The following is a 24,368-nucleotide window of genomic DNA, read 5'->3' on the forward strand; positions in this document are numbered from 1 at the left end:
ATACTTATCATCTGTGCTGATAGTCAGTGTGCCATTGATAGTCGGCGTTTACCAGTACAGATCTCAGTATTGTCATACCTTACGACATCAGATGTCGTCTCGTTCTTAGTTGGGCTACTAATACTTATTGACAGACCCTTTATCAGACAATAAAACGCCAATATTTCTGTCAAATCGACGTCTACTTGCTGTCTGTATTTTACACTTTTTACTACCGGGATAACCAAACATTATGTCTATCCGTCCCATTGATGCCATTTTCGTTCATCCCAAACAGCGTTTTTATGTTGTGTATTATCGCGGTGAATTATGGCGATTACCACGTATGAAAATCGATGACGTATCATGGCAAAATAGGCAGCGCTATAAGGGTGATGGTAGTGAGCTTTACCTTAGTAGACATCAAACCATTAGCGATCCTATATTGGCAAAGAAACTGCATACGTTAGACTTGCCTGCCGCTTTACATGGTAGAAACTTATCGCGTTTTGAGTCTTGGTGGGAGACACACGGCTTTGACTGGCTCAAAGAGCAAGTTATAGCTGATCAGTTACCACTAACGGCTTCTCAAACAACCGAACAAACAAAAGCAATTGACAATCAGACCGCTTCCCCGTCAAACTATCCCCCTTCTGAGGCCAATGAGAACGACCATATCAGTCAAAAGGATGACGAACGGGTGTCTACCCTTACTGCACAAAAAGATATTTTTGCAGAAATGTTGTCAAACTTAACCACTGAGGTGCTGCATCAACCGCTTTAAATCAAGCGTCATCTTAAACCAAGTATAAGATGTTGCTAAGCCTCTCATTACCATTTTAAACCCCACTAACCAAGAGAAGAGCGGTTATATATGAAAGACTACAAGCTGCTACTGACTGGGCTGATTTTACTGCTGATATTCTTTATTGCTATCTTTACTTGGTTATGGCTTAACAATCGTAAAAATATAGACCCACTACCTGTCATGGCGAACGAGAACGAACCCAAGGTAATGGCTGAGGACGACGATGAAAGCGCTCCTTCCAACATTCCTTTGCATATACAAGCAGAAGAAAGCTTACAATCCGTCTTAGAAGAGGTCATTGTCCGTTTTGAGTCGCGTTATCCTCACATAAAAGTCATGACAAACTATGTGGCTACTCCTTCTCTTTTAACGTTGTCAGATGCTGTTAATGGTGGTGGAAACTCCGATTTCGTTGTTGGTACAGACATGATCATCGCAAATGACAGCCTGTCTACTGCCCAACTTGCGCCTTTACAAGCAGAGATAAAGTCCGCGCAAGACAACAAGAAGCAAAATGAAGCAAGTAGCAATAAATCTGATGCAGACAATGAAGAACCAGCTGTCGATGATAAAACGGGTATGACACAGACTTATAATACAGAGACGCGCACATTGAATTCTTATAGCTATGCGTTGAATGATGATCAAACGCAAACGCTTGAAGGGGTTATTTTAACAGACAACACGGCTGCTATTAACTTTCGGAATTTTTTACTCTCAAGTACTGGGCAAGATATCTTAAAAGCATATGATTACCAGAATATTGAGGGATATAGAAACAGTGTGGATGATTTATTTAACCCCACTTCTCGCTCAAAAAAACCATCAAATGACAGCTCGGTAGACGTTTCTGACGCCCTAAGCAATGGCAAATCCTAATAAATCGTTTCTATTTGGGTTTTGTGGATTGCTTTTATGACTGCTTTTTCCTACAATGTCTCTCCATAATGCGCCTATAGCTCAACAGGATAGAGCAGTTGCCTCCTAAGCGACCGATCCGAGTTCGAGTCTTGGTGGGCGCACCAATCATTGTATTTAGACATAACCTCGCATTACCTCTTATACCTGATATAACATCCAAATGGCTCGCTATTTTGGCAGATGACTTATCACTATCAAGTTGAACGGCTGCGATAGCTTCTTCACCGTATAGGTGACTTATGAGCCACGTTAAAAAATTGCATGCCAGAAAATGACACATTTTCTCTTGCGTCGGGATAAAGCACTCCCAGCGCTTTATTTATTCCCTCCTTATAGCAGCGCAAGGAAAATTCTTTAAATAGAATTTTCAGGAGTTATGCCCAAGATCAAATGTTAATATTGAGTGCACCGCATAGGTGACTTAATAGATGATTTCTTGGTTGATGCAAAGGTTCTGCTTGAAGAGAGATTAAAAAAAATTAAACTCGAAAGCATTGTTGATGAAATGTTAGATTCAAAAACTAAAAAGTTGTCTCCTTGAGCTATATTTCAAGTTTATTCGTCTGCCGCTTGCAGCGATTCAGTTAACGCCTTAGCACATGATTCGCAACATGGCGATACCTATCAAGCCAATTGCTGTTAAGTCAATTACTGAAACTCAGGTCAAAAGTCCCAATGCTGTTTGATTTTTCCGTTAGGCTAGGTTACTAAAATCTTACACGCCTAACGTCTAAGAAATTGACACCAAGGGCCGGATTATACTACCATTATAAGCTCATCTGATTTATTCAATTAACAAGATCCTTTCGGAGTAATCCCATGCAATGGACTAAACCCGCTTTTCAAGACATCCGTATCGGTTTCGAAGTCACTATGTATTTTGAAGCACGTTAAAATTTATTAGCATTAAATCAATTAAAAGCCCTAGATGATTAGGGCTTTTATTTTTTTGGAAATATCAATTTATGTATATTCACGTTTTAGGCTCAGCGGCTGGTGGTGGTTTTCCTCAGTGGAACTGCAATTGCTATAATTGTAATGGCGTACGTCAAGGGACGATTGAAGCCAAGACTCGTACTCAGTCTTCCATCGCCATATCAGAAAACGGCACCGATTGGATTTTATTCAATGCGTCGCCTGACATTCGCCAGCAATTATTTGACTTTAAGGCAGCACAGCCAGCACGTCAATTAAGAGATACCGGGATCACAAATGTGGTCTTGATGGACAGTCAGCTCGACCATACCACAGGGCTATTGACGCTGCGTGAAGGCTGTCCGATTCCTGTCTGGTGTACTGACATGGTCTACCAAGACCTCACGACAGGATTTCCTATTTTCAATATGCTAAAGCACTGGAATGGTGGCCTACAATACAATCAAATTGATCCAAAACAGACCTTTAATATTGAAGGCTTTGACAACTTAACATTGACGCCTTTGGTTATTAGAAGTTCGGCACCGCCCTACTCCCCGCATCGTAATGATCCCCATGATGGCGATAATATTGCTCTGATCGTGAAAGATTTAAAAACACAAAAGCAGCTCTTTTATGCGCCAGGTTTGGGTAAAATTGATGATGAAGTGATGCAAATCATGAAAGCTTCTGATTGTGTCATGATCGATGGTACCTTATGGACGGACAATGAGATGCAAGAATGCGGCGTTGGCACAAAAACCGGTCAAGATATGGGGCATTTACATATTAGCGGCGAAGACGGCTCACTGCATTATTTAGATCAACTCGACCATACTCGCAAAATATTGATTCACATCAATAATACCAATCCAATATTGAATGAAAAATCTGAACAAGCGGCTGAGCTGAAACAACATGGTGTTGAAGTGGCTTTTGACGGTATGCAGATTGAATTGTAAGGCGACAACAATATGAATACAGCACAAGAAGAAAAAACAGCACTGAGCCCAGAAGCGTTTGAACAAGCGATTTTGGCGAAAGGTCAGTATTATCATATTTACCATCCCTTTCATATCATGATGCATGAAGGACAGGCAACGCAGCCGCAGATTCAAGCGTGGGTTGCCAACCGCTTCTACTATCAAATCAATATTCCATTGAAAGACGCGGCCATTATGGCGAACTGTCCCGATCAGCGCGTGCGTCAAGAGTGGATTCAGCGCATGATTGATCAAGATGGCGTGTACCCTGATGGCGGTGGCCGTGAAGCGTGGCTCAGTCTGGCAGAAGCCGTTGGTCTGACGCGTGAGCAAGTAATTTCTGAAGAATTGGTGCTACCGGGTGTCCGTTTTGCCGTCGATGCTTATGTGAATTTTGCCCGCCGTACCTCGTGGCGAGAAGCGGCCAGTAGCTCACTGACTGAGCTGTTTGCTCCGCAGATTCATCAATCGCGCTTAAAGTCTTGGCCAAAACACTACCCTTGGATTAAAGAAGAAGGGTACACCTATTTTCGCTCGCGTTTGAGTCAAGCCCGCCGCGATGTTGAACATGGTCTAACCATCACACTAGACTCATTCAAAACGGTTGAACAACAAGAGCGTATGCTTGAAATCCTACAGTTCAAGCTTGATATCTTATGGACCATCTTGGATGCCTTGAGTCTAGCTTATGTTCATAACCAAGCGCCTTATCAAAGCGTTACTTCTGATAATGTCTGGCACAAAGGATTATTCAAATGAGCATACCTGATCTAGATCAATCTATCGTACCGACGTGGCGTCATGGTTATCGTTTCCAGTATGAGCCCGCTCAGAATGCGTATGTCTTACTCTACCCTGAAGGTATGATTAAATTAAATGACAGTGCCAGCGCCATTGGTCAACATATCGATGGTCAAGCTTCTATTGCTGACATTATTAAAAAGGTGAAAGCCATGTTTGGTGATATTCCTGAAATCGAGCAAGACATTATCGAGTATATGCTGGTTGCCCAGCGTGAACATTGGATTGATTTATAATGACTGCGCCAGTCGGACTGCCATTATGGTTACTTGCAGAGCTGACCTATCGATGCCCCCTGCAATGCCCGTATTGCTCCAACCCCATTGATTATGCTCAGTATAAACAGGAGCTGACCACGCAAGAGTGGTTTGATGTGTTTGATCAGGCGCGGCAAATGGGCGCAGTGCAGCTTGGGTTTTCTGGCGGTGAGCCACTCGTGCGCCAAGATTTGGAAGAGCTGGTCGCTTATGCGCACAATCAAGGCTTTTATACCAACCTTATTACCTCAGGTATGGGATTAACCGAAGCCCGAATTAAGCGATTAAAGGAATCTGGCCTGCAGCACATCCAGATCAGTTTTCAAGCCAGTGATCCGGTGGTGAACAATGCCCTGGCGGGCTCAAAACATGCGTTTGAACAAAAGTATGAAATGTCGCGTTTGGTCAAGCAGTATGACTATCCGATGGTGCTCAACTTTGTCATTCATAGACAGAACATTGATCAGATTGACCAAATTATCGAGCTGTGCTTAGAGCTTGAAGCGGATACGGTTGAGCTGGCAATTTGCCAGTTCTACGGTTGGGCGTTTGAGAATATACAAGGTCTATTGCCGACCAAAGAACAAGTGGTCAGAGCCGAACGAATCACCAATGAGTATCGCAAAAAGATTGAAGCGCTTGGTATTAAGTGCAAACTGATCTTTGTGGTGCCTGACTATTACGAAGAGCGCCCAAAACCTTGCATGGATGGTTGGGGTAAAATTTTCTTGACCGTCGCACCCGATGGCACTGCCTTGCCTTGTCATGCTGCCAGACAAATGCCAATACAGTTCCCTAATGTACGCGAAACACCGCTTAAAGACATTTGGTATGACTCTGCGAGTTTTAATAAATTTCGCGGTGACGACTGGATGCCTGACATGTGCCAAAGCTGCCCCGATAAAGAGCGTGATTACGGTGGTTGTCGTTGCCAAGCCTTTATGCTAACGGGCGATGCCAAAAACGCCGATCCAGTATGTGGCAAATCGCCTTATCATTACCTCATTGAGGAAGCACGTGTAAATAGTGAAACGCCGGTGCCTTTTGAAGAGTTGCGTTTTAGAAACCCAAAGAATTCCAAACTGTTAAGTCAAGAACAGCTGATTCCTACTCGTACGGTAATGGATTAAACATGAATACTCAGCCAGTCATTTTTGATGGACACAACGATCTATTAACCCGCTTGTGGCTGAGCTCAGCCGTAGATCCTGTACATGACTTTATTCACGGATCACTGCCGGGACACTTAGATTTAAAGCGCTGCCAACAAACAAACTGGCTGGGCGGACTGTTTTCTATCTTTTTACCGCCCTATGCGTATGTGCAGAACAATCATCCTGATAAGTTATCCAATCCCTCAAGTCAAGACTTCACTCCGCAAGAAATCGTTGATATTTGTTGCGAGCAACTCGCACTCGCTCAACAACTAGAGGCGCTATCGGAAGGTCAGATTCAAATTTGTACATCCTTAGCGCAAATTCAAGCTTGCCAGCAGAATCAGCAATTGGCCATCATCTTACATTTAGAAGGTGCTGAATTTTTAGCCATTAAACCTGAATTATTGGATGTTTTTTATAATGCAGGCCTCAGAAGTATTGGCCCACTGTGGAATAGAAAAAGTCTCTTTGGTGATGGCCTAAATGTGCCTTTTCCGCATTCTCCAGACACGGGATCTGGTCTAACCGATCAAGGTAAAGACCTTATCTTAGAATGTAGTCAAAAGGGTATGCTGATTGATGTGTCGCATATGAACGAGCGGGCGTTTTGGGACACGCTGGAAACTATCAATCAGCCCATTGTGGCAACACATTCCAATGCGCATGCTTTGTGTACGCAAGCCAGAAATTTGACCGACCGACAGCTGGCGGCTATCAAACAAAGCGATGGTATGGTTGGCGTGAATTTTGATGTGGCGTTTCTGCGTGCGGATGGACAACGGAATACGCAAACCTCACTTGATGTGATCGTCGATCATCTTGAGTATCTCATTGATCATCTAGGCGAAGATCATGTCGGTTTTGGCTCAGATTTTGATGGTTGCCTGCTGCCCGACGAATTGTCTGATATCAGCCAAATCTCTATGCTGATTGAACGTATGCAACAACGACACTTCTCTGATGCGCTTATTGAAAAAGTCACGTCAAAAAATTGGTTTAGAGTTTTGGGTAAGATATGGGATTGAGCTTTGATTAACAATTGTATGATAGCCATTCAATGCCATACATTAAAATCTGAGACCTCGTATATGGATCAAAGACTCATCTCATGGACTTGCTTTAAATATCATCATAACTATTTAAAATCATCGACTTACTTAATGCCATAATAATAATGATGGACGCAATAGTAATGGCCGTAAAGCCAAAGTCCATTTTGGGCAAGATGTCAGCACAATAGGTGAATAATAGGAGACTGCCCATTAGAGTTAGAATATTCCACACCTTAATCAACTTATAACTCGCATTAGCTAGCCATTCTAATCGCACATAAGTATCGCCAAGATTGATGAGAAATGCAGGGGCTGCCAATAATAGCCAGAATAATGGACTAATATGAAAGATATTAGGAGTATTTTGTAACGACTGTCCTTTTGTAAGGACGAAGAGTGGAATGAATACTGCTACTAGAAGTAACAGCACACTAGCATGCCAAGATACTGCTTTCACTACAAAATTACTCTGCCGTATACTGTTAGCAGTAAACAAGCTGGCACCAGCCAAATGAGTCAAGAAGTAGACAGGCGACGTTGGCATACTGATAGAATCCAGTTTGGAGATATCTAGCCAGCTGATATAGCCCAATATAAACAAAAGAATACTGGCATTGCGCCAACCGGTCGCCCAAGGCTCATACGAGACAAACTTGTCTGGTGTCGAAAACAAACGTAACTGTAGCTGCCAAAATAAATAATACAAGGATACAACTACAAATACGCCGATACCATCGTAATAGAAGCTCAACCACGATTTGTCAAAAAGTAGAGAGAACATCGTTAGAACGACTGCCACGATAATGGCAATCAAACCAAAATCCTCAAATTCGATAAAACGGTTAAGTACCCAGTCGTTAAGCGTCTTTAAGGGCGACTCCTGCTGCCAGTAGCGCGCAGTAAAAGCATTGTTATTTTCAGTGTTTGTCCCATCTGCTTCGCTTGCCGCTGGATGTTCATGTATATGATAGTCGAGCTCTGCGTCTAACGTTTTTAGCTCTTGCGCCAGCTCGATGACACGAAAAGGAAAGAAAAGCTGTCTAAAAATAGCGCTGCGTTTGACTCTCACAAGCTTTTGTATTTCTTCGTTATCCTTCGTTTCATCAGAATTTTCTAACGGAAAATAGCTTGCTACCGTAGAGAAATGCTGGGTCAAAAATCCACGAAAAGCCGTCGGTGACTGAAAGTAGGAAACGTGTTGGTAGCGCTCATCAAGAGATTCAAGTATGTACCACGGATAATCATTGCGCGACCAATGCTCTAAGCGTTTGTCCCAACGAAAATGACTTCTGACTAATTGATAACTAAGAACAAATATAGAAGGTTTTTCGGAAAACCAAACCAACAATGCTTCTTCAAAGTCCTTTTGCTCGTCTAAGGAACGCGGTGTATCAAGCTGCGATTGCAAAAGTACTTGTAGATGCTCATCACTGTTGTCTGAGGTTGCGTCCGTATCTTCTACAGCTCGCTCCCACTCTTCTGTCCATGGAGAATATTCAAAAAAGAAAGGGACAACTTCTGCCTCGTCTAAATCTACTTCGCTCTCAGCACTTTCTTCATTTGCCGCGTTGTCCTCATTATCGTAATAAATATCATCAATCGGCGTATCGTCGTACCAATCAACAGGACTATTACCTTCAATATCGCCTTCTACGAATATTAGGTTGTTATCATCCATCGTCGCCGAAGATGCGTCTTCTACTAAGTCACCCTCCACAAAGTCGTCGTCTTCATACCAATAGCTTTCGTCCAACGCTTGCTCATAAGCGGCTCGCAAATCCCGAAAGCCTTCTGGGTTTTTATCAGGTTTGTTAAACTTTAGCTGCTTGGCATACGCTTTTTTGATGGCAGCGATATCAGCAGTTGGATCAATCCCTAAGCGATCCCAACAACGGTCTTCCATAATCTAATCTCTTATCAGGGTATAGTCGATCCAATATAAAAAAGGCACAGCGAGAATGGGACTCATTTTTCGATGCCTCTGTCGGCGTAGGCACAGCAAGCAAGAAAAATTGGTTCCAGTCTCGCTCTATCATTTCTTGTATCCATTTTATTTAGGATCAACTATATTGAGCAATTTAGTTTTTATAAAGTAATATCAATGGGTTCTGACTAGAACCAATCCTCACGCTCAAATTGCTCTAGACTTTGTCCTAGATCCGTATTCGCTTGACGAATTTGCTGTGGATTCTGACCATCAAGGATATTTTCGTACCAGCCAATCAAACGTGCTAATTGCTCACGTTCAAAGCCGAGACGCTGGGCGTACAGACGTTCAGCGCGCGCCAGCAAACTGCGGTTTTGTGCTTGATCGCGCGGATGTACTTTTAGACTGGACAGGCGATTTTTTGAACGCTCAATCTCTTCATGTGACAACTGCTTAGCACCATTTTGAATCACTAAATTATAACGCTCATCACTGTCTGCCATATCGATATCAACTTCCAGTAATCCATTAATATCGTAAGAGAAGCGCACCTCAATAGACAATTGTGTCGCTTTACCGCGATAACTTGGCGGTAGCGAGACGGTTAATTCGCCCAATTTGATATTGTCACGTGTTAGGCGCGCCTCCCCTTGATAAATATTAAACTGTACCTTGTTTTGCTGGTCACTCATGGGAGAAAAGGTATGCACCTTACTGGTTGGAATCACCGTATTGCGCTCGATAATAGGCGCAAAAACACCGTGCTGGTATTGATTTTCACGAATCTCAAGTGTGGTATCGACTCCCATCGAATACGGCGCAACATCAGTCAGGATAACCTCGTCTAAAGCCGCATCTTCTGCTACCAAACCTGCTTGGATCGCCGCACCAATAGCGATTGTTTCATCAGGATTCATCTGTACCGAAGGGAAGCGACCAAGTAGCCGTGTCATCAATTGACGAAAGATTGGCATACGCGTGGCTCCGCCCACTAAGACCACTTCATCCAGCGTCTTAATGCGTAATTTGGCATCGCGAACAGCGCGCTCAATAGGGTCACGGAACCTTTGAAATAGAGGCTCACAAAGTTTTTCAAATGCCGATTCGGTCACAGTCCAAGTATACGTCACCTCATTTACCGTCATGGTCATCGACGCCTGCTTATGATGTGTCAATGTGCGTTTGCACGTTTCCGCTTCCCCATATAACAGTGAGATATAAGGCTGCCAAAACTCATTAGAAGGCTTACTTGGCTGACAACGCCCGATAAACCCTTGTACCAACAGCTCTGTAAAATCCTCCCCGCCAAGGCTATTGTCACCTGCACTTGAGCGCACCTCCATAACGCCTGAAAACAATTCGAGCAAGGTTACATCGAAGGTGCCTCCGCCCAAATCCAATACGAGAAACTCGCAATCTTTTGTTGTCTCATGTAAGCCATAGGCCATCGCTGCTGCTGTCGGCTCATTCAGCAAGCGTCGTACCGTTAGACCCGCCATTTGTGCCGCATGTTTGGTTGCATGACGTTGATGGTCATTGAAATAAGCAGGTACTGTAATAACGGCATCGGTGACAGGCTCACCCAAATAAGCCTCAGCATCAGCTTTTAGCGATTTTAACACCAGCGCCGATAGCTCCTCCGCACTAAAGCGCTGCGTACCTAAGCGGTATACCTTTTGGCTGCCCATAAACCGCTTAAAGACACTGGCGGTCTGCTCAGGATGACTAATAAGGCGCTCTTTGGCAGACTGCCCAACCAAGATAGACCCGTCTTTATCCACACTAACGACTGAGGGCGTTAATAACGACCCTAAAGCATTGGGAATCAATTTTGCCGCGCCGTCCTGCCAGATCGCAAGCAAACTATGAGTCGTACCAAGGTCTATACCTATAATCATACTTTTATGCCTCTTATTAGCCAGTTATCTAAGCTCACTTATGATCATCCATTACTTGGTAGCTCATAAACCTACAGCCGTTTTATTTATCAACTTGTCTTTAATCTTGGAAGTTTGCACAAGTTTTTATGCTTCGCGTATTATGTATTGAGCGCGCTTGCCATACAATATATTTTCACGATAAATGTTTATTTTATGAAGATAAATAATAAAGAAGGGAGGTAGAAGTGCACTATCTGATTTTGATGGTTGCCTGCTGCCCGACGAATTATCGGATATCAGCCAAATCTCTATGCTGATTGAACGGATGCAACAACGACACTTCTCTGATGCGCTTATTGAAAAAGTCACGTCAGAAAACTGGTTTAGGGTGCTGGGTAAGATATGGGATTGATTGTTTATAGGGTTCTTCATAAAAAATCCCATGTAACCTTTGCTTGATTCTAGAAAGTACCAAATTTATAAGCAAAAAAAATAAGGCCATTAATGGCCTTATCTCATTCACTGTTTGATTTCTTAACTAATATTAATAGCGTGGATAATCGTTATAGCCAATTTCGGTGCCACCATACATCGTATCAGGATCTACCTCATTCAGTGGTAAATTATTGGCGATGCGCTCTGGTAAATCAGGATTGGCGATAAAGGGGCGACCAAAGGCAAATAAATCACCATAATCTTTAGATAACATATCGATCGATTTCTCTACGGTGTATTTACCCGCATAAATGATACATCCTGAAAACTCAGCTCTTACCGCTTGATAAAAAGACTCTGGTAAATCAGGCGCATTATCCCAATCGGCCTCTGCAATTGATAAATAAGCGATACCCGCTTGCTCGAGCACTTTGATCGCTTCAATATACGTATGATGGGGATCTGACTCTACCAGCCCTAAATACACACGAGTCTCATCAGTACTCGCAAACAAAGGCGCAAAGCGTACCCCTAAGCGATCTGCTCCGACCACCTCACTGACAGCAGCGACCACTTCCTTTAAGAAACGCAGACGATTGGTTAATGAACCGCCATACTCATCATCACGAGTATTACTATGCTCAGAAATAAACTGATTCACCAAATAGCCATTGGCACAATGCAGCTCTACCCCATCAAACCCTGCCTCCAATGCATTGCGCGCTGCTTGGGCATACATCGTTACCAGCTCGCCAACTTCTTCAGTGCTAAGTGCACGCGGTTCACTTGGATTGGCTAACGCGCCTTCACCGACGCCTGTTTCAATAAATACTTTGACGTTGTCAGCAGTGATCGCTGATGGAGCTATAGGCCGAGCATCTTGCGGCTGCAGGCTGGTATGAGACACACGTCCCACATGCCATAGCTGAGTAAAAATAATACCCTCTTTAGCATGTACCGCTTGTGTGACTTTTTTCCAGCCTTCAATTTGTGCTTGTGAATGGATACCGGGCGTCCATGCATAACCTTGACCTCTTGGCTCAATCTGCGTACCTTCGGTAACCATAAAGCCTGCTGTCGCACGCTGTCCATAATAGCTTGCCATTAAGTCGTTAGGAATATTGTCAGGTTGCGTGCTACGAGAACGGGTTAATGGTGGCATTACGATACGGTTTTTGAGCGTATAAGGCCCAAGTTCTACAGAAGAAAATAATGCACTCGTATTTGCAATAGGTTGTTTCATAACACTCTCTTTTTAAACAAACGGATGGGCTTACTCTTTGAGTCAATTGACCTGCTGTCAGGTTTAACTCTCTGTTTAAGCAGTGTTGGTAAGCATAGCGTTTTAAAGGTACAATTAGAAACAACCACTTATTGTTTAAGGTACAACTATTAATGGTACAAACTATAAATGGTATGAACAGACTCGATATTAAGCAGCTTAGAGTACTACAAGCTTTACTTGATCTAAAAAACCTCTCACAAGTCGCGCGCAAAATGGGTCTGACCCAACAGGCTATCAGCGAGCAATTACGTAAGTTACGTGATTTGTTTGATGACCGTTTGTTTATTCGTCAAGGGAATAGCATGGTGGCAACGCCAAAGGGGCTATCGATGCAACAACCCATTGATCATATATTAAAGCAGTTAGAAACCCTGTTAGAGCCGGATATTTTCAACCCACAAACATATAAAGGCGTGTTTACGATTAGTGCGACCGACTATGCAACACAGGCATTATTACCGCAATTGTTTAATATAACGCGACGCGCCGCACCCGATTTAAAGTTGATCGTACGCGACTTTGCCTCAGACAATATCAATCAGCTGATCGCGGCAGGTGAGCTTGATTTACTGATTACTTTTCCTGAATTTATCCCTGATAATTTATCGTATGTGACTCTGTTTGAAGAACAACATTTATGCGTGACAGGGTGCGAAAATGAGTTTTCAACAGAGGTATTAACCCTAGCACAAGTTGCGGCTCATCCGCAGCTGGTCGTATCGCCTTCGCGTGCTAACTTACGCGGTTCTCATGATCAATGGTTTTTAGAAAGAGGTCTAAAACGAAATATCGTCATGTCAGTTCCTAGCTTTTCAGCCGTACCAAATATTTTGCACACAACCGATATGATTGCGTATTATCCTTCGCGGTTGTTGCCAAGCCCTAAGCTCAAAGAGCTCAAGGTTGAAGCATTACCCCCTAAATTTGAGGTCATAGCCGCATGGCATCCACGTACTAAGGACAGTGGTATACATCGTTGGTTAATTGATCAATTAAGAAACCTATAATAGCTATTATTAGTTATAGCCAATTTACAATCTTAAAATCACGTTGAACCTTATTAAAATGGTTTATACCAAAAAACCCCACATACTTATGCTGTGGGGTTTTTAGTTAAATGATGATTACTCACCCAAACTACGTGCCAACCGTCAACGCTAAAATAGGTTGTCCATATTCGATATTTTGTCCATTTTCAACGAGGACAGCTTCAACGATGCCTTCCTTATCACTAACGACCGGTAGTAAACGGGTCAGCTCTTCAATGAAGCAAATCGTCTGACCTTTTTCGATGTAATCCCCTTCCTTGACTAAGTTATCGGTTGCATCGTCTTCACTTAGGTAAACTTTTCCCACATGTGTTGCGCGTACTTGTAACGGCTCACTGCTTTTGTGCGCAGGCTCGTTGTTCGGTATGTTCTCTACTGAGTTAGTAGTGCTCTGTGAGTCCAAATTATTAACCACTTTAATAGACTGTCCACCCTCTGCAATTGTGACTTCGTGCAACTGGCTACCCTCAACCAGTTTGACCACACGCGCTATTTTTTCTATATCCATCATACATTCCTTAACTTACCTTAACTTAATGATCAGCTCATACCAAGATATTTAGCGATCGTCATTACGCTTAAAATACTCATCGCAATAGCGATGATCCAACCAAATACAGCAATCCAAATAGGATGTTTGTAATTACCCACGATATTTTTTCTGTAGGCGGCAATAAGAATAATGACCATGGCAATCGGTAATACCAAACCATTTAACGTACCAACCAGCACCAGCACTTGAGCGGGTTTACCAATTGTGGCAAACACAAGTGTTGAGATCACAATAAAACCAATAATAAAATAGCGCTTGTACGTTTCAATGAACGGGTGAAAATTGGTCATAAAAGACACAGAAGTATAAGCTGCACCAATGACAGAGGTCACAGAAGCCGCCCAAATCACCATGCCAAAAATCACCTTACCGGCATTTCCTAAGATATATTCAAAAGGCGACATTGCTGGGTTGGCAGGGTCCAATGCAAAACCCTGAGACACCACTCCGAGCACTGCAAGGAATAAAAATACGCGGATAATAGAAGCGATTAAAATACCAGTGACCGAACTGCGAGTCACTTCGCCTAGATTTTCTTCTCCGCTGACGCCAGCTTCTAGCAAGCGATGCGCGCCTGAGAACGTAATATAGCCGCCAACCGTACCGCCCACCAAAGTCACAATAGCAACTGCGTCAATCTTGTCGGGCATGATGGTTTTCGTAACCGCTTCTGCCAGTGGTGGGTCAGATTTGAACACCACATAAATAATCAAGATGATGAGAATAAAGCCCATGAGCTGAGCGAATTTATCCATCATGGGGCCAGTTTCTCTGCCTAAGAATATAGCCACCGCAACGACACCACTGATCAATGCGCCAGTGATTGGCGATATATTGAACATGGACTGCATGCCAAGTCCTGCGCCGCCAATGTTACCAATATTAAAAGCAAGCCCGCCTGCAATGATTAGAAAAGCAAGCAAATAACCCACGCCTGGAAACACTAAGTTAGCAATCTCTTGTGCGCGTTTTTTGGAGACAGCAACGACGCGCCAAACGTTAAGCTGTACCCCGATATCCATAACGATAGAGATTAAGATAACGAAACCGAAACTTGCCATGAGACTTTCGGTAAAAGTCGCTGTTTGGGTCAAAAACCCTGGCCCTACTGCTGATGTCGCCATCAAAAAGGCGGCGCCTAAAATGGCGGTATTGTGTTTTTTTAAGGCACTCATAAACATCCTTGTGTGATACAAAATAGGTCAATAAAACTAAGGTATGTCCTAGCATTAGGGGGATATTATTATACCTTTACGCTCTAGCTGCTCTTTTATATTCTGAGCAAATAAAATGGCATGTTCGCCATCTCCGTGTAAACAGATGCTTTGGGCATCTACTGGCACTTTTGCGCCGCAAATACTGGTCACAGTCCCTTCCGTAATCATCTGCAATACATGATTAACTGCTTCATCCGTGTCTTTTATTAGCGCATTGTCTTTGCTACGAGACACCAATGAGCCATCTTTTTCATAGTTTCTGTCAGCAAATACTTCTGAGATTGCCTCTAGACCATGAGCCTTTGCTGCTTTTACAAGATGACCGCCTGATAAGCCCATCACTTTTAAGTTTGGATCAAAGCGTTTGATTTCGCTCACCAAGATATCCGATAAGTCTTCATCAACGGCTGCTTGGTTATACAACGCACCATGTGGTTTCACATATGCTAAAGGCACGCCAACCAAATCACAGAGCGCTTTGGTCGCACCCAACTGATACGACAATAGGGCGCGGTAATCGGCTTCCTCTAAAGGCTGATGAATACGGCCAAAGTTTTCTCTATCGTCTAGCCCCGGATGAGCGCCGACTCTCACTTTATGTTTTTTAGCCAATTGCAAGGTAGCTAACATCTCGCTATAAGAACCTGCGTGAAGACCACAGCAGACGTTCGCGGAGCTGACTATCGTTAATAATTTATCATCTTGCCCGCAGCCTTCGGCGACATCGGCATTCAAATCAATTTTCATGGGCGTACTCCTTAATTTGCTCAATATAATGGTGTCTTTTTTGTTGTTCACATAAAGCCTGTTCTACATCTACGACGGTAAACTGACACGCTTTACCAAACCGAATTTGTGCCATCAGTCCGATATCTGCGTTGATGACGGTAGCAACTTTAGGATAACCGCCCGTCGTTTGTCCGTCGGCCATCAAAACAATGGGTTGCCCTTGCGGTGGTACTTGAATCATACCGATATCTACGCCGTGCGAGCTCATTTGTACAGGCTCAATAAGTTCAAGCGCAGACTCGCCAGCTAAGCGATAGCCCATACGATTGCTGTTCGTTTGCAATTTCCACTGCTGCGCCTCAAACGCTTTTTGAGAAGCTGCGGTAAAGCAGTCATACTCGCTACTTTTTATCACTCTGATCGTTTGGGTTGGTGCAAGGCGAGTCACTCCGATAATGTGCAAGCTTGAAGCGACTCTCACATTTAATGCGTCGTCGGCTTTAAGATACCTACCTTCAAAGCCACCAAACTCTGCTTTGGTATTGGTGCTGGTCGATTGCAGTACTGGTTCAATATCAAAGCCGCCGTGTATGCATAAATAGGTATACATACCTTGTAGCGGACGTACGAGTTTAAGTATTTGCTTGGCTTTGGCATTAATACGCCAATAACAAGGAATGCGCTTATCGTCTAAATAGGCTTCATATAATGCGCCCGTTAAGCAAAAACTGACATCTTCTTCAAACTCTATGGTCAAATTACCCAAAGCAATTTCAATGGCCGGCTCGTTAAGCTTGTTTTTTATCAAAGCGTTGCCAGCTTGCAACGACCAGCTATCCATTGCTCCGTTTCTGCCCACGCCCATACTTCGATAGCCCAATCGTCCCGAATCTTGGATACTAGCAAGAGCGCTTGCGTCTAAAATTTTCATTGATACCACCTATTTATTTATATTTTTTATTCGTATTACCTTTATAGCTATGACTCTATAGTCGATCCATTTTAAAAAGAGTACGGTTCTACTGGAGTAAATTTTACAAAGCCTCTGTCACGCTTGCGAACAGCCAGCAAGGAAAATTTATACCAGTAGAACCTGTTGACTGTATTTGCCATTTTTATTCTGGATTAACTTTATTCATGAATATCAATCGCGGTAAATTTTAAGGTATCGCCTGCGCTCAGCAAGGTTGGAGAGTCTTTGGTTAAGTCAAATAACGCCATATCGGTTTGACCGAGCAGCTGCCAACCACCCGGTGACTCAAACGGATACACCCCTGTTTGCTCACCGCCTATACCGACTGAGCCTGCTGGTACTTGCGTACGGGGTATGGCGTGTCTTGGAAAGTATAAGGATTCGGATAAGCCGCCAAGATAAGGAAACCCTGGCTGAAAACCAATAAAATACACGGTATAAGTCGCCTCAGTATGTAAATTTACTACGTCTTCAACCGAGATATTTAATGCCTTCGCCATGGCAGCAAGGTCAGGACCATACTTGCCCCCATAATGTACAGGGATCTCGACATGCTTGCCGTTTATGGTCTTTGATGGGATGTCATCAAGGAGCGCTGATAGTGTCTTCTCGAAGGTTTGAAGCTCAGTCCATGTCAATGATAGTGTGAACACACTGAGCGTATTCATGCCAATCACTACTTCTGTGACTTCTGGCATTTGGTTTATGATGTCAGCCAAAGCCCAACATTGTCGCTGCTTATCTAAGGTAATCGGCTTTGGGAAGAACAAAGCCAGATTGGTTTCACTGCATAGTTGCCACTGTAGTTCCATTTGTACGCGCTCCATGATCTTTATTTCAACGTCAGCCTTTATTTCAGCATTAGCGCTCGTATTTATTCTTAACTTATATATTGTCTTGTATCCACTCGGCCAGATAATGAATACTCATTTGACCGTCACAAAACACCTTGTCTTCGAATAGGCGCTGATGCAGACCAATATTGGTATCAATACCTGTGATTTGTGCCTCTGATAAAGCGGCTTGCATTTTTTCTATCGCCTGTTCTCTTGACTGGTCATGCACACATATTTTGGCGATCAAACTGTCATAAGATGGTGGCACGGTATAGTTTGACTCGACGTGGCTATCCACTCTAATACCAAACCCTGCGGGCATATGACAATAGTCTATACGTCCTGCATTTGGCAAAAACGTCTGAGCATTTTCGGCATTGATACGGCACTCAAACGCATGTCCATTGATTTTGATATCGCTTTGCTTGTGCGTAAGTGCCAACCCCGCAGCAACTCTTATTTGCTCTTGAACGATATCAACACCCGTTATCATCTCGGTAATGGTGTGCTCTACCTGAACTCGGGTATTCATCTCGATAAAAAAGAACTCGCCATTTTCGTATAAAAACTCAAACGTGCCCGCCCCTCTATACTGCATTTTTTGGCAAGCCGTTACGCAGGCTTGTCCAATCTGCTGGCGCTGCTCGTCCGTGATACCGGGTGCTGGCGCTTCTTCAATGACTTTTTGATGGCGACGCTGCATCGAGCAATCACGCTCACCTAGGTAGGTAGCGTTGCCATGCGTATCAGACAGCACTTGTACTTCGATATGGCGCGGCACTTGTAAGTATTTCTCAAGATAAACGATTGAGCTGCCAAAATTGGCTTTGGCTTCTGTTTGCGTCATAGATATAGCGGAGAGTAAATCGGCTTCTTTTTCGACCACGCGCATACCGCGACCACCGCCACCGCTTGCCGCCTTGATGATTACCGGATAGCCAACGTCTTTGGCAATCTTGATAACTTGATCTGGATCGGCAGGTAACGCGCCGTCAGAACCGGGTACACAAGGTACGCCAGCGATTTTCATTTGCTCTTTTGCCGCGACTTTGTCACCCATTTTGCCGATATTGTCTGCCGTTGGCCCAATGAATATAAGACCTGACTCTTCAATTAAGGCGGCAAAATCTGCGTTTTCGGATAAAAAACCATAGCCCGGATGAATGGCTTGCGCGCCCGTTATCTTAGCCGCAGAGATGATCGCTCTTTGGTTCAGATAGCTGTTCGTTGCGTTGGCAGGCCCGATACATACTTTTTCATCAGCCAAGCGTACCGGTAGTGAGTCTTTGTCGGCTTCAGAATGAGCAATGACGGTTTGAATACCCAACTGTTTGCAAGCTCGGATAATACGTAAGGCAATCTCGCCGCGATTGGCAATTAAGATTTTTGAGAACATGTCGGTTTTCCTAAAAAGTATGGTGTCAAATACAGTAGTTATGCGTTGTTATGGGCGCGATATTGTTTGACCTTAACTGTTTGGTACTATCACAAACAAAGGTTGCTCATACTCTACGACATCTCCTTCTTCAACCAGAATCTCTTTAAGCGTACCGCTCGTCTCTGCTTTAACCTCATACATCATTTTCATGGCTTCAATAATACACAGCGTCTGCCCTGCTTCTATCTGATCACCGACTTTAAAAAAGGTCTCGGCTGTCGGCTCTGGTCGCAGATAAAAAGTACCTAGCATTGGCGCTGTTACTTTATTCTGTGCGCTCTCACTGCCCATTGTTTCATCAGTCACATCAGGGCTTGTCATCTTGTCATCACTAGCACTGGTTTTCGGCGTAGAGGCACTTGCTGTCTGCTGTTCTGAGGTAGAGGCATTGCTATTAGAGTTACGCACGCTGTTGCCGTTGTTGTCGTTGTTATCATCGTTCTGATCATCAGGCTGGCAAACGATAGAGATACGCATATCGCCATCCGTCACTTCTAAAGACTTTATGTCTGAGCCTTCTGCCAGTTTTATGAGCTTTTCTAAATCCGTGAAATTAATATTCATATGAGTGATTATTCCGTTAAAGTAAAAATAATTTGTCGTAAAGGCGTTATGTTGAGGAGCTAAATAATTGTTCCTGATTGTTTTAATATAGGATAGGCGGAGAAGGGTTTTTTTATAAAACCCTCAATACAAGGTAATAAAACCGTCAAAACTAGCGAAGTCATTGAAAATTACAGAACCGCCAAGTCTTCGTCTTTGGGATCGCAGATAAACATGTGCCCTGGCGCATGGGTGATCATAAGTTCAGGCTTGCTAGTCATGGCGATACTTTGCGGCGTGACACCGCACGCCCAAAACACAGAAACTTCGCCCTCTTTTATGATTGATGGATCACCGAAGTCAGGTGAATGAATGTCTTTGATACCGATTAGACTTGGATCGCCTATATGAATGGGCGCGCCATGTACTTGAGGAAACCGAGAAGTGGCTTGCACTGCTCTCGTTACGAGCTGATAAGGTATCGGCCGCATGCTTACCACCATTTTTCCATGAAACTGTCCGGCAGGCTCAGTTTCTATATTGGTGATATACATGGGTACATTATGATTGTCTTCGATGTGTCTGATAGGAATGGCGGCATTCGCCAAGGCGGACTCAAAAGAAAAGCTGCAACCCAAAAGAAAGCAAACCAGATCGTCGCGCCAATAGTCCCTTAGATCTGGCACCTCGTCCACTAGCTTGCCGAATCTATATATCCGATACATTGGGACATCAACCGTTAAATCCGCACCTTTTGCCATCAACCGTGGCTCTGAGCTACCCACATCGGTTACGTCCAATATAGGGCATGACTTTGGGTTTCTTTGTGCAAATAATAAAAAATCATACGCCAAACTTTTAGGTACTATGACTACATTTGCTTGTATGTGACCTTTACACATACCAGAAGTGGGCTGATTAATGTCGTTTTTTCCGATTAATGCCCTTACCTCTTGTGGCATCATGTTTGCTAAATCCAGCATTGTGATAACCTCTTGCTTTTGTGGTTTATATCAGACAAAAATACCTGATTAGAATCCAAATTGAGGCATTTTTTTCATAGATTATCTTATATATTAATAAATGCGCTGTCCTTAGTCCTTATTCGAATTTAACAGAATGGTTTTCAGATTACAATACGACTTCAATTCCTATTATTTTTCTAGTGACGAACTATGTTTGATTGGTAGTTATCAAGAAAATAAATCAAGCTATGAGTCATTTACAGTAAATTTCAGACAAATAAAAGTCCAACCCTATAATATGGTCGGACTTTTTACTCGGTGGCGATGGCGGGAGTTGAACCCGCGTCTCTAAAAGCGTGTTGGTTCGAATCCGACCACTAGTACAGAAAAACGGTTATAGAGAAAAACAGATGATAAATACGCTATCGGTTAGGTCATATAGTCGTCAAACCAAAGACCATGCTCATGACTTTCATCAAATTGTCTTACCGCTGCGAGGTGCTATCAATATTGAGGTTGAGAGTTATAGCGGCAAAGTGACACCCAAAGAATGCGTCATCGTAAAATCACATGAAACGCACTACTTTAATGCTGAAGAAAACGCAAAGTTTATTGTCGCCGATACTGCATCGTTGCCGGCTCACATTCTTCATTCAAACAAGATTGTTTTTTCAATCAGCTCAACCTTATTGTTATTCTTAGAGTTTGCTGAAAGTCAGCTAAAACACCAAATCCATCCTGACATCGAAGCATTGATGTTCACTACTTTTTATAAGCTCTTAGAAGAACAAAAGCCATTCGTGCAATACGATCATAGAATCAGAGAGGCGGTAGATTATATCAATAGCCATCTATCTCATAATCTATCGATAAAACCGTCCAATCTGCAAAATCTGATATTAATAGACACCTATAATGGTACTGTTCAATATAACTAACAGAGTACCTATTATGTTGCAGGTTAAATCCAATTTGAGCGCTGTCATCTGCGTGGTAATTGCCAGCATTTTTTGGGGCACAACGGGTACGGTATCTGCGTTAGCACCTGATATCAGCCCTTTAGCTATCGGTGCATTTGCTATGTGCGTAGGCGGTGGACTTTATTGGCAGGCGATTTTTGTGTGCGCTTTGTAATGATTAACTCAAATGGAATGAGTGGAGCATGCTGCCTTTAATACAGTGTTAATTGTCGTTTAATAGTGTTTGGGAGCAGTCTTGCTCCCTTTCTTTTGCCTCAATGATGACGATCTGTTATTTTAGCTTTTCCCGTTGGTGACTGGTTAAATACTTTTTTAAAAGCATAACCAAATGCGCTTTCGGATGCGTAACCTACTGATTCTGCAACCCCTGCGACTCTTTCTCCCGCAACAAGTTTTTTACGAGCAATTTGCATACGCCACCTAAGTAAATATTGAAGTGGTGGGATTCCAACACATTTTTTAAAGTGTGCTGAAAATGCTGACCGAGACATGCCTATTGCTTGAGCAAGACTGTCTACTGTCCATTTATGATCTATTTGGTTGTGCATTAAATGCAATGCAGCCGCTATCTTTGAATCCCCTAATGCTCCCAGCCAATTAACGGGGTTATCACTTTGTCCATTAAGCAATGAATAAGCCCTCAGAAATTGTATAAGCAATATTTCAGCCAAATGTTGGCGGATTAAATCAAAGCCGAATTCAGATGTTTGCAGTTCTTGATCAAGAGCCTCAATCGTATTTTTCAATTTTTGTGCAGTAGGATTACTCATGGCAATGAGAAAAAAATTGGGTAAAGCATCAATTAAGAGACTCGCATTCTCAGTATCCAGTTCGAAGTTGGCGGCAAGCAATACGGTCTCACGGCCATTGTAATGGCCAACATTGTTATGCTTCCAATCAAATACACTTGCCGACTCCATCGGAATAAGTTTTGGGTCACTTGCAAGTGTGTAGGATGGAGAGTAGCAAAGTAAAAAAGTGTCGCCAGCCGACATCCAAACCGGTGATTCATCAACCTGAACCATCCAACAGCCCCCAGATAAAACAGTTACTAATTTTATAATGTCTCTTTGGGGTAGCTGAAAAGACCAGTCACCACCAGCTTCAAGTCGAGTGCAACGAGTGGACTTCAAATCCACAATTGAAAAAATTTCTGTCAGTATATCAAGCATGATTTGGACGATTTAGATGAATAAATGGATTTATACATTATATGATATTCCTTGTTTGCCACTATAGTCAATGACTTCCATAAAGCATATCTAGGAGCTATTTGATGAGCATTGCAAATAAAGTCGTTGTTATTACTGGAGCGAGCAGTGGTATTGGTAGGGCAACCGCCATTATGTTGGCAAAGCAAGGTGCAAAGTTGGTGTTGGGAGCAAGAAGAGAAGAACCTCTTAAAGTACTGGTTAATGAAATTTCTGCTTATTCTCCAGAAGTGACTTACGTAGTGACCGACGTGAGTAGGAAAGAGGATATGGAGAGTTTGGTTAATTTGGCCTGTTCGACGTTTGGTCGACTGGATGTGTTAATTGCTAACGCAGGGGTTGGTCCAATTTCTTCGATGGATGAACTACGGGTCGAAGATTGGGAGGCGATGATAGACATAAACCTTAAAGGTTATCTTTATGGCGTTGCGGCGGCCTTGCCAGTTTTTAGAAAACAAGAAACTGGGCATTTTGTCAGTGTCATTTCTACAGCGGGGCTTCGGATTGTTGCTGGTCAAGGGGTATATGCAGGGACAAAAAATGCGGTTAGAACAATTAACGAAGCGTTGCGCATAGAAGCGGGAGCAAACTTGAGGGTGACAGGTGTTTCGCCTGGCTTTGTAAAAACACAGTTTGCGGATTCAATGACAGATCCAGCCACGCAAGAAAAAGTCAAAACCGCTATGGATACTATGGGGATGTCGCCTGATGCTATTGCGAGAGCGATTGTATTTGCTATTGATCAACCAGAAAATGTAGACGTGGGTGATATTGTTGTTCGTCCAACAGCACAAGCTTAGAAGTTAATAAGTATTCGATCTAGGGTTTGCTGAAAAAATAATTGCGGTTAGTGTAAAATCGAGCATGATTAATAATGCATGTCTTCTTTTTAGACTCTAAGCATGCTCTATACTAACCAATATAAAGTGATTGTCTCCCCCCATTATCTAATGGTTAAAATGTGTAACCTTAGATAAAAATAGAGGATTCTTTGATCTAGTTTTAAGCTTTCCCTATATTGAATAGTTTTTTTGGGGAAAAGCTTCATATGTTGATGTCGAATAAAACTGTCATTATTACTGGTTCAAACTCTAGAATTGGAAATATACTGCCATTTCGTTATGTAAAATGGGTGCTCATTTAGAAAGCGTCGACCCTATCTTAGGCTTGCCACATACGCTGATTCAAAGCTAGCAAAAATATATTTTACTCAAGAGTTATCTGCGCGTTTAAGTGATCATAAGGTGACTGTGAATGCGTTACATCCGGGAGGAGTGGCAAGCAATATCGGGCCTGATTCGAAAGGAATTATTGGAATGGTTAGGCGGCTGATTGTTAAAAATTTGAAAGGGCCTGAACAGGGGGCAAGCACATCTATTTATTTGTGCTCATTTCCAGAAGTGGAGTGCGTGTCTGGCAAATATTTTTATAAGAAAAAACTCGTTTCCCAGAACTTCTAGGACTTGTCCTCACT

At 43.0% G+C, this 24,368-nt stretch carries 26 protein-coding genes, 1 tRNA gene and 1 pseudogene; 16 read left to right on the forward strand and 12 right to left on the reverse strand.

The genetic code is table 11. From position 1 onward, the window contains the following. Positions 1-232: 232 nt before the first annotated feature. From AAJP47_RS08065 to AAJP47_RS08105, 9 genes are all read left to right on the forward strand, one after another. Positions 233-763 (forward strand): hypothetical protein, encoded by a 531-nt coding sequence (locus AAJP47_RS08065; RefSeq protein WP_346717393.1) that lies wholly within the window; start codon positions 233-235, stop codon positions 761-763. Positions 764-853: 90 nt separating this feature from the next. After that, positions 854-1,666: a hypothetical protein gene (locus AAJP47_RS08070; protein ID WP_346717394.1), complete on the forward strand. Its 813-nt coding sequence runs from the start codon at positions 854-856 to the stop codon at positions 1,664-1,666. A gap of 70 nt (positions 1,667-1,736) precedes the next feature. Further along, positions 1,737-1,812, forward strand: a tRNA-Arg gene (locus tag AAJP47_RS08075). Between the two features lie 715 nt (positions 1,813-2,527). After that, complete coding sequence (pqqA, locus tag AAJP47_RS08080; protein ID WP_082894360.1) at positions 2,528-2,602, forward strand: pyrroloquinoline quinone precursor peptide PqqA; 75 nt, start codon at positions 2,528-2,530, stop codon at positions 2,600-2,602. 71 nt (positions 2,603-2,673) lie between these two features. Next, entirely contained in the window at positions 2,674-3,585 is a 912-nt protein-coding gene (gene pqqB / locus AAJP47_RS08085; RefSeq protein WP_346717395.1) for a pyrroloquinoline quinone biosynthesis protein PqqB, read from the forward strand. A 12-nt stretch (positions 3,586-3,597) separates the two neighbouring features. Further along, positions 3,598-4,365 (forward strand): pyrroloquinoline-quinone synthase PqqC, encoded by a 768-nt coding sequence (gene pqqC, locus AAJP47_RS08090; protein WP_346717396.1) that lies wholly within the window; start codon positions 3,598-3,600, stop codon positions 4,363-4,365. Continuing rightward, positions 4,362-4,643, forward strand: coding sequence for a pyrroloquinoline quinone biosynthesis peptide chaperone PqqD (gene pqqD, locus AAJP47_RS08095; protein ID WP_346717397.1), 282 nt, complete (start codon positions 4,362-4,364; stop codon positions 4,641-4,643). The genes pqqC and pqqD overlap by 4 nt, the downstream gene beginning before the upstream one ends. Continuing rightward, entirely contained in the window at positions 4,643-5,794 is a 1,152-nt protein-coding gene (gene pqqE / locus AAJP47_RS08100; protein WP_346717398.1) for a pyrroloquinoline quinone biosynthesis protein PqqE, read from the forward strand. The genes pqqD and pqqE overlap by 1 nt, the downstream gene beginning before the upstream one ends. A 2-nt stretch (positions 5,795-5,796) precedes the next feature. Next, the gene (locus tag AAJP47_RS08105; RefSeq protein ID WP_346717399.1) at positions 5,797-6,846 is read left to right on the forward strand and encodes a dipeptidase; all 1,050 of its coding nucleotides are present in this window, start codon (positions 5,797-5,799) and stop codon (positions 6,844-6,846) included. A 94-nt stretch (positions 6,847-6,940) separates the two neighbouring features. Here AAJP47_RS08105 and AAJP47_RS08110 read toward each other — a convergent pair whose 3' ends face one another. Together AAJP47_RS08110 and AAJP47_RS08115 are read right to left on the reverse strand one after the other, a co-directional pair. Next, positions 6,941-8,776 carry a J domain-containing protein gene (locus tag AAJP47_RS08110; RefSeq protein WP_346717400.1) on the reverse strand — a complete coding sequence of 612 codons (1,836 nt, stop codon included), beginning with the start codon at positions 8,774-8,776 and terminating at the stop codon, positions 6,941-6,943. 209 nt (positions 8,777-8,985) lie between these two features. After that, positions 8,986-10,698 (reverse strand): molecular chaperone HscC, encoded by a 1,713-nt coding sequence (locus tag AAJP47_RS08115; protein WP_346717401.1) that lies wholly within the window; start codon positions 10,696-10,698, stop codon positions 8,986-8,988. 208 nt (positions 10,699-10,906) lie between these two features. On the opposite strand from AAJP47_RS08115, the gene AAJP47_RS08120 reads away from it, so the two are divergent. Next, on the forward strand, positions 10,907-11,092 hold the full coding sequence (locus AAJP47_RS08120) for a membrane dipeptidase (RefSeq protein ID WP_346717469.1): 186 nt from the start codon (positions 10,907-10,909) through the stop codon (positions 11,090-11,092). A 132-nt stretch (positions 11,093-11,224) separates the two neighbouring features. On the opposite strand, the gene AAJP47_RS08125 is transcribed toward AAJP47_RS08120, so the two are convergent. Beyond that, positions 11,225-12,358 carry an alkene reductase gene (locus AAJP47_RS08125; protein ID WP_346717402.1) on the reverse strand — a complete coding sequence of 378 codons (1,134 nt, stop codon included), beginning with the start codon at positions 12,356-12,358 and terminating at the stop codon, positions 11,225-11,227. A 152-nt stretch (positions 12,359-12,510) separates the two neighbouring features. Between AAJP47_RS08125 and AAJP47_RS08130 the strand changes: the two genes are divergently transcribed. After that, positions 12,511-13,407: a LysR family transcriptional regulator gene (locus AAJP47_RS08130; RefSeq protein ID WP_346717403.1), complete on the forward strand. Its 897-nt coding sequence runs from the start codon at positions 12,511-12,513 to the stop codon at positions 13,405-13,407. A 130-nt stretch (positions 13,408-13,537) separates the two neighbouring features. On the opposite strand, the gene AAJP47_RS08135 is transcribed toward AAJP47_RS08130, so the two are convergent. The 8 genes from AAJP47_RS08135 to AAJP47_RS08170 all read right to left on the reverse strand — a co-directional run bounded on the left by AAJP47_RS08135 (position 13,538) and on the right by AAJP47_RS08170 (position 20,721). Continuing rightward, entirely contained in the window at positions 13,538-13,960 is a 423-nt protein-coding gene (locus AAJP47_RS08135; protein WP_346717404.1) for an acetyl-CoA carboxylase biotin carboxyl carrier protein, read from the reverse strand. 29 nt (positions 13,961-13,989) lie between these two features. Then, the gene (locus tag AAJP47_RS08140; protein WP_346717405.1) at positions 13,990-15,177 is read right to left on the reverse strand and encodes an NRAMP family divalent metal transporter; all 1,188 of its coding nucleotides are present in this window, start codon (positions 15,175-15,177) and stop codon (positions 13,990-13,992) included. A gap of 54 nt (positions 15,178-15,231) precedes the next feature. Next, the gene (gene pxpA / locus AAJP47_RS08145; protein WP_346717406.1) at positions 15,232-15,966 is read right to left on the reverse strand and encodes a 5-oxoprolinase subunit PxpA; all 735 of its coding nucleotides are present in this window, start codon (positions 15,964-15,966) and stop codon (positions 15,232-15,234) included. Beyond that, complete coding sequence (locus tag AAJP47_RS08150; protein WP_346717407.1) at positions 15,956-16,879, reverse strand: 5-oxoprolinase subunit C family protein; 924 nt, start codon at positions 16,877-16,879, stop codon at positions 15,956-15,958. The genes pxpA and AAJP47_RS08150 overlap by 11 nt, the downstream gene beginning before the upstream one ends. 200 nt (positions 16,880-17,079) lie before the next feature. After that, entirely contained in the window at positions 17,080-17,733 is a 654-nt protein-coding gene (gene pxpB / locus AAJP47_RS08155) for a 5-oxoprolinase subunit PxpB (RefSeq protein WP_346717408.1), read from the reverse strand. Positions 17,734-17,806: 73 nt separating this feature from the next. Beyond that, complete coding sequence (accC, locus tag AAJP47_RS08160; RefSeq protein WP_346717409.1) at positions 17,807-19,153, reverse strand: acetyl-CoA carboxylase biotin carboxylase subunit; 1,347 nt, start codon at positions 19,151-19,153, stop codon at positions 17,807-17,809. Positions 19,154-19,225: 72 nt separating this feature from the next. Then, positions 19,226-19,759, reverse strand: a complete 534-nt coding sequence (accB, locus tag AAJP47_RS08165; RefSeq protein ID WP_346717410.1) for an acetyl-CoA carboxylase biotin carboxyl carrier protein — start codon at positions 19,757-19,759, stop codon at positions 19,226-19,228. Between the two features lie 170 nt (positions 19,760-19,929). Beyond that, positions 19,930-20,721 (reverse strand): putative hydro-lyase, encoded by a 792-nt coding sequence (locus AAJP47_RS08170; RefSeq protein WP_346717411.1) that lies wholly within the window; start codon positions 20,719-20,721, stop codon positions 19,930-19,932. Here AAJP47_RS08170 and AAJP47_RS13450 point away from each other — a divergent pair. From AAJP47_RS13450 to AAJP47_RS08180, 3 genes are all read left to right on the forward strand, one after another. After that, the gene (locus tag AAJP47_RS13450) at positions 20,702-20,773 is read left to right on the forward strand and encodes a hypothetical protein (protein WP_497198706.1); all 72 of its coding nucleotides are present in this window, start codon (positions 20,702-20,704) and stop codon (positions 20,771-20,773) included. The two genes, AAJP47_RS08170 and AAJP47_RS13450, sit on opposite strands and share 20 nt — an antisense overlap. Positions 20,774-21,113: 340 nt before the next feature. Further along, the gene (locus AAJP47_RS08175) at positions 21,114-21,641 is read left to right on the forward strand and encodes a cupin domain-containing protein (protein WP_346717412.1); all 528 of its coding nucleotides are present in this window, start codon (positions 21,114-21,116) and stop codon (positions 21,639-21,641) included. 13 nt (positions 21,642-21,654) lie between these two features. Next, on the forward strand, positions 21,655-21,837 hold the full coding sequence (locus AAJP47_RS08180) for a hypothetical protein (protein WP_346717472.1): 183 nt from the start codon (positions 21,655-21,657) through the stop codon (positions 21,835-21,837). 100 nt (positions 21,838-21,937) lie between these two features. Here the strand turns inward: AAJP47_RS08180 and AAJP47_RS08185 are convergent, their stop codons facing one another. After that, positions 21,938-22,855 carry an AraC family transcriptional regulator gene (locus AAJP47_RS08185; protein WP_346717413.1) on the reverse strand — a complete coding sequence of 306 codons (918 nt, stop codon included), beginning with the start codon at positions 22,853-22,855 and terminating at the stop codon, positions 21,938-21,940. A gap of 104 nt (positions 22,856-22,959) precedes the next feature. Here AAJP47_RS08185 and AAJP47_RS08190 point away from each other — a divergent pair, with 104 nt between their 5' ends. Both AAJP47_RS08190 and AAJP47_RS13455 read left to right on the forward strand, forming a co-directional pair. Further along, positions 22,960-23,694, forward strand: coding sequence for an SDR family oxidoreductase (locus AAJP47_RS08190; RefSeq protein ID WP_346717414.1), 735 nt, complete (start codon positions 22,960-22,962; stop codon positions 23,692-23,694). 345 nt (positions 23,695-24,039) lie between these two features. Continuing rightward, positions 24,040-24,354, forward strand: a pseudogene (locus tag AAJP47_RS13455) (SDR family NAD(P)-dependent oxidoreductase); the annotation flags it as partial. Positions 24,355-24,368 lie beyond the last annotated feature (14 nt).

The organism is Psychrobacter halotolerans (genome assembly GCF_039680845.1).
Lineage (GTDB): Bacteria > Pseudomonadota > Gammaproteobacteria > Pseudomonadales > Moraxellaceae > Psychrobacter.

Excerpts from the sequence above, each read along its gene's own strand:
- AAJP47_RS08065 (WP_346717393.1), top strand. The coding sequence starts at position 233 with ATGTCTATCCGTCCCATTGATGCCATTTTCGTTCATCCCAAACAGCGT.
- AAJP47_RS08070 (WP_346717394.1), top strand. The coding sequence starts at position 854 with ATGAAAGACTACAAGCTGCTACTGACTGGGCTGATTTTACTGCTGATA.
- pqqB (WP_346717395.1), top strand. The coding sequence starts at position 2,674 with ATGTATATTCACGTTTTAGGCTCAGCGGCTGGTGGTGGTTTTCCTCAG.
- pqqC (WP_346717396.1), top strand. The coding sequence starts at position 3,598 with ATGAATACAGCACAAGAAGAAAAAACAGCACTGAGCCCAGAAGCGTTT.
- pqqD (WP_346717397.1), top strand. The coding sequence starts at position 4,362 with ATGAGCATACCTGATCTAGATCAATCTATCGTACCGACGTGGCGTCAT.
- pqqE (WP_346717398.1), top strand. The coding sequence starts at position 4,643 with ATGACTGCGCCAGTCGGACTGCCATTATGGTTACTTGCAGAGCTGACC.
- AAJP47_RS08105 (WP_346717399.1), top strand. The coding sequence starts at position 5,797 with ATGAATACTCAGCCAGTCATTTTTGATGGACACAACGATCTATTAACC.
- AAJP47_RS08110 (WP_346717400.1), bottom strand. The coding sequence starts at position 8,776 with ATGGAAGACCGTTGTTGGGATCGCTTAGGGATTGATCCAACTGCTGAT.
- AAJP47_RS08115 (WP_346717401.1), bottom strand. The coding sequence starts at position 10,698 with ATGATTATAGGTATAGACCTTGGTACGACTCATAGTTTGCTTGCGATC.
- AAJP47_RS08125 (WP_346717402.1), bottom strand. The coding sequence starts at position 12,358 with ATGAAACAACCTATTGCAAATACGAGTGCATTATTTTCTTCTGTAGAA.
- AAJP47_RS08130 (WP_346717403.1), top strand. The coding sequence starts at position 12,511 with ATGGTACAAACTATAAATGGTATGAACAGACTCGATATTAAGCAGCTT.
- AAJP47_RS08135 (WP_346717404.1), bottom strand. The coding sequence starts at position 13,960 with ATGATGGATATAGAAAAAATAGCGCGTGTGGTCAAACTGGTTGAGGGT.
- AAJP47_RS08140 (WP_346717405.1), bottom strand. The coding sequence starts at position 15,177 with ATGAGTGCCTTAAAAAAACACAATACCGCCATTTTAGGCGCCGCCTTT.
- pxpA (WP_346717406.1), bottom strand. The coding sequence starts at position 15,966 with ATGAAAATTGATTTGAATGCCGATGTCGCCGAAGGCTGCGGGCAAGAT.
- AAJP47_RS08150 (WP_346717407.1), bottom strand. The coding sequence starts at position 16,879 with ATGAAAATTTTAGACGCAAGCGCTCTTGCTAGTATCCAAGATTCGGGA.
- pxpB (WP_346717408.1), bottom strand. The coding sequence starts at position 17,733 with ATGGAACTACAGTGGCAACTATGCAGTGAAACCAATCTGGCTTTGTTC.
- accC (WP_346717409.1), bottom strand. The coding sequence starts at position 19,153 with ATGTTCTCAAAAATCTTAATTGCCAATCGCGGCGAGATTGCCTTACGT.
- accB (WP_346717410.1), bottom strand. The coding sequence starts at position 19,759 with ATGAATATTAATTTCACGGATTTAGAAAAGCTCATAAAACTGGCAGAA.
- AAJP47_RS08170 (WP_346717411.1), bottom strand. The coding sequence starts at position 20,721 with ATGCTGGATTTAGCAAACATGATGCCACAAGAGGTAAGGGCATTAATC.
- AAJP47_RS08175 (WP_346717412.1), top strand. The coding sequence starts at position 21,114 with ATGATAAATACGCTATCGGTTAGGTCATATAGTCGTCAAACCAAAGAC.
- AAJP47_RS08180 (WP_346717472.1), top strand. The coding sequence starts at position 21,655 with ATGTTGCAGGTTAAATCCAATTTGAGCGCTGTCATCTGCGTGGTAATT.
- AAJP47_RS08185 (WP_346717413.1), bottom strand. The coding sequence starts at position 22,855 with ATGCTTGATATACTGACAGAAATTTTTTCAATTGTGGATTTGAAGTCC.
- AAJP47_RS08190 (WP_346717414.1), top strand. The coding sequence starts at position 22,960 with ATGAGCATTGCAAATAAAGTCGTTGTTATTACTGGAGCGAGCAGTGGT.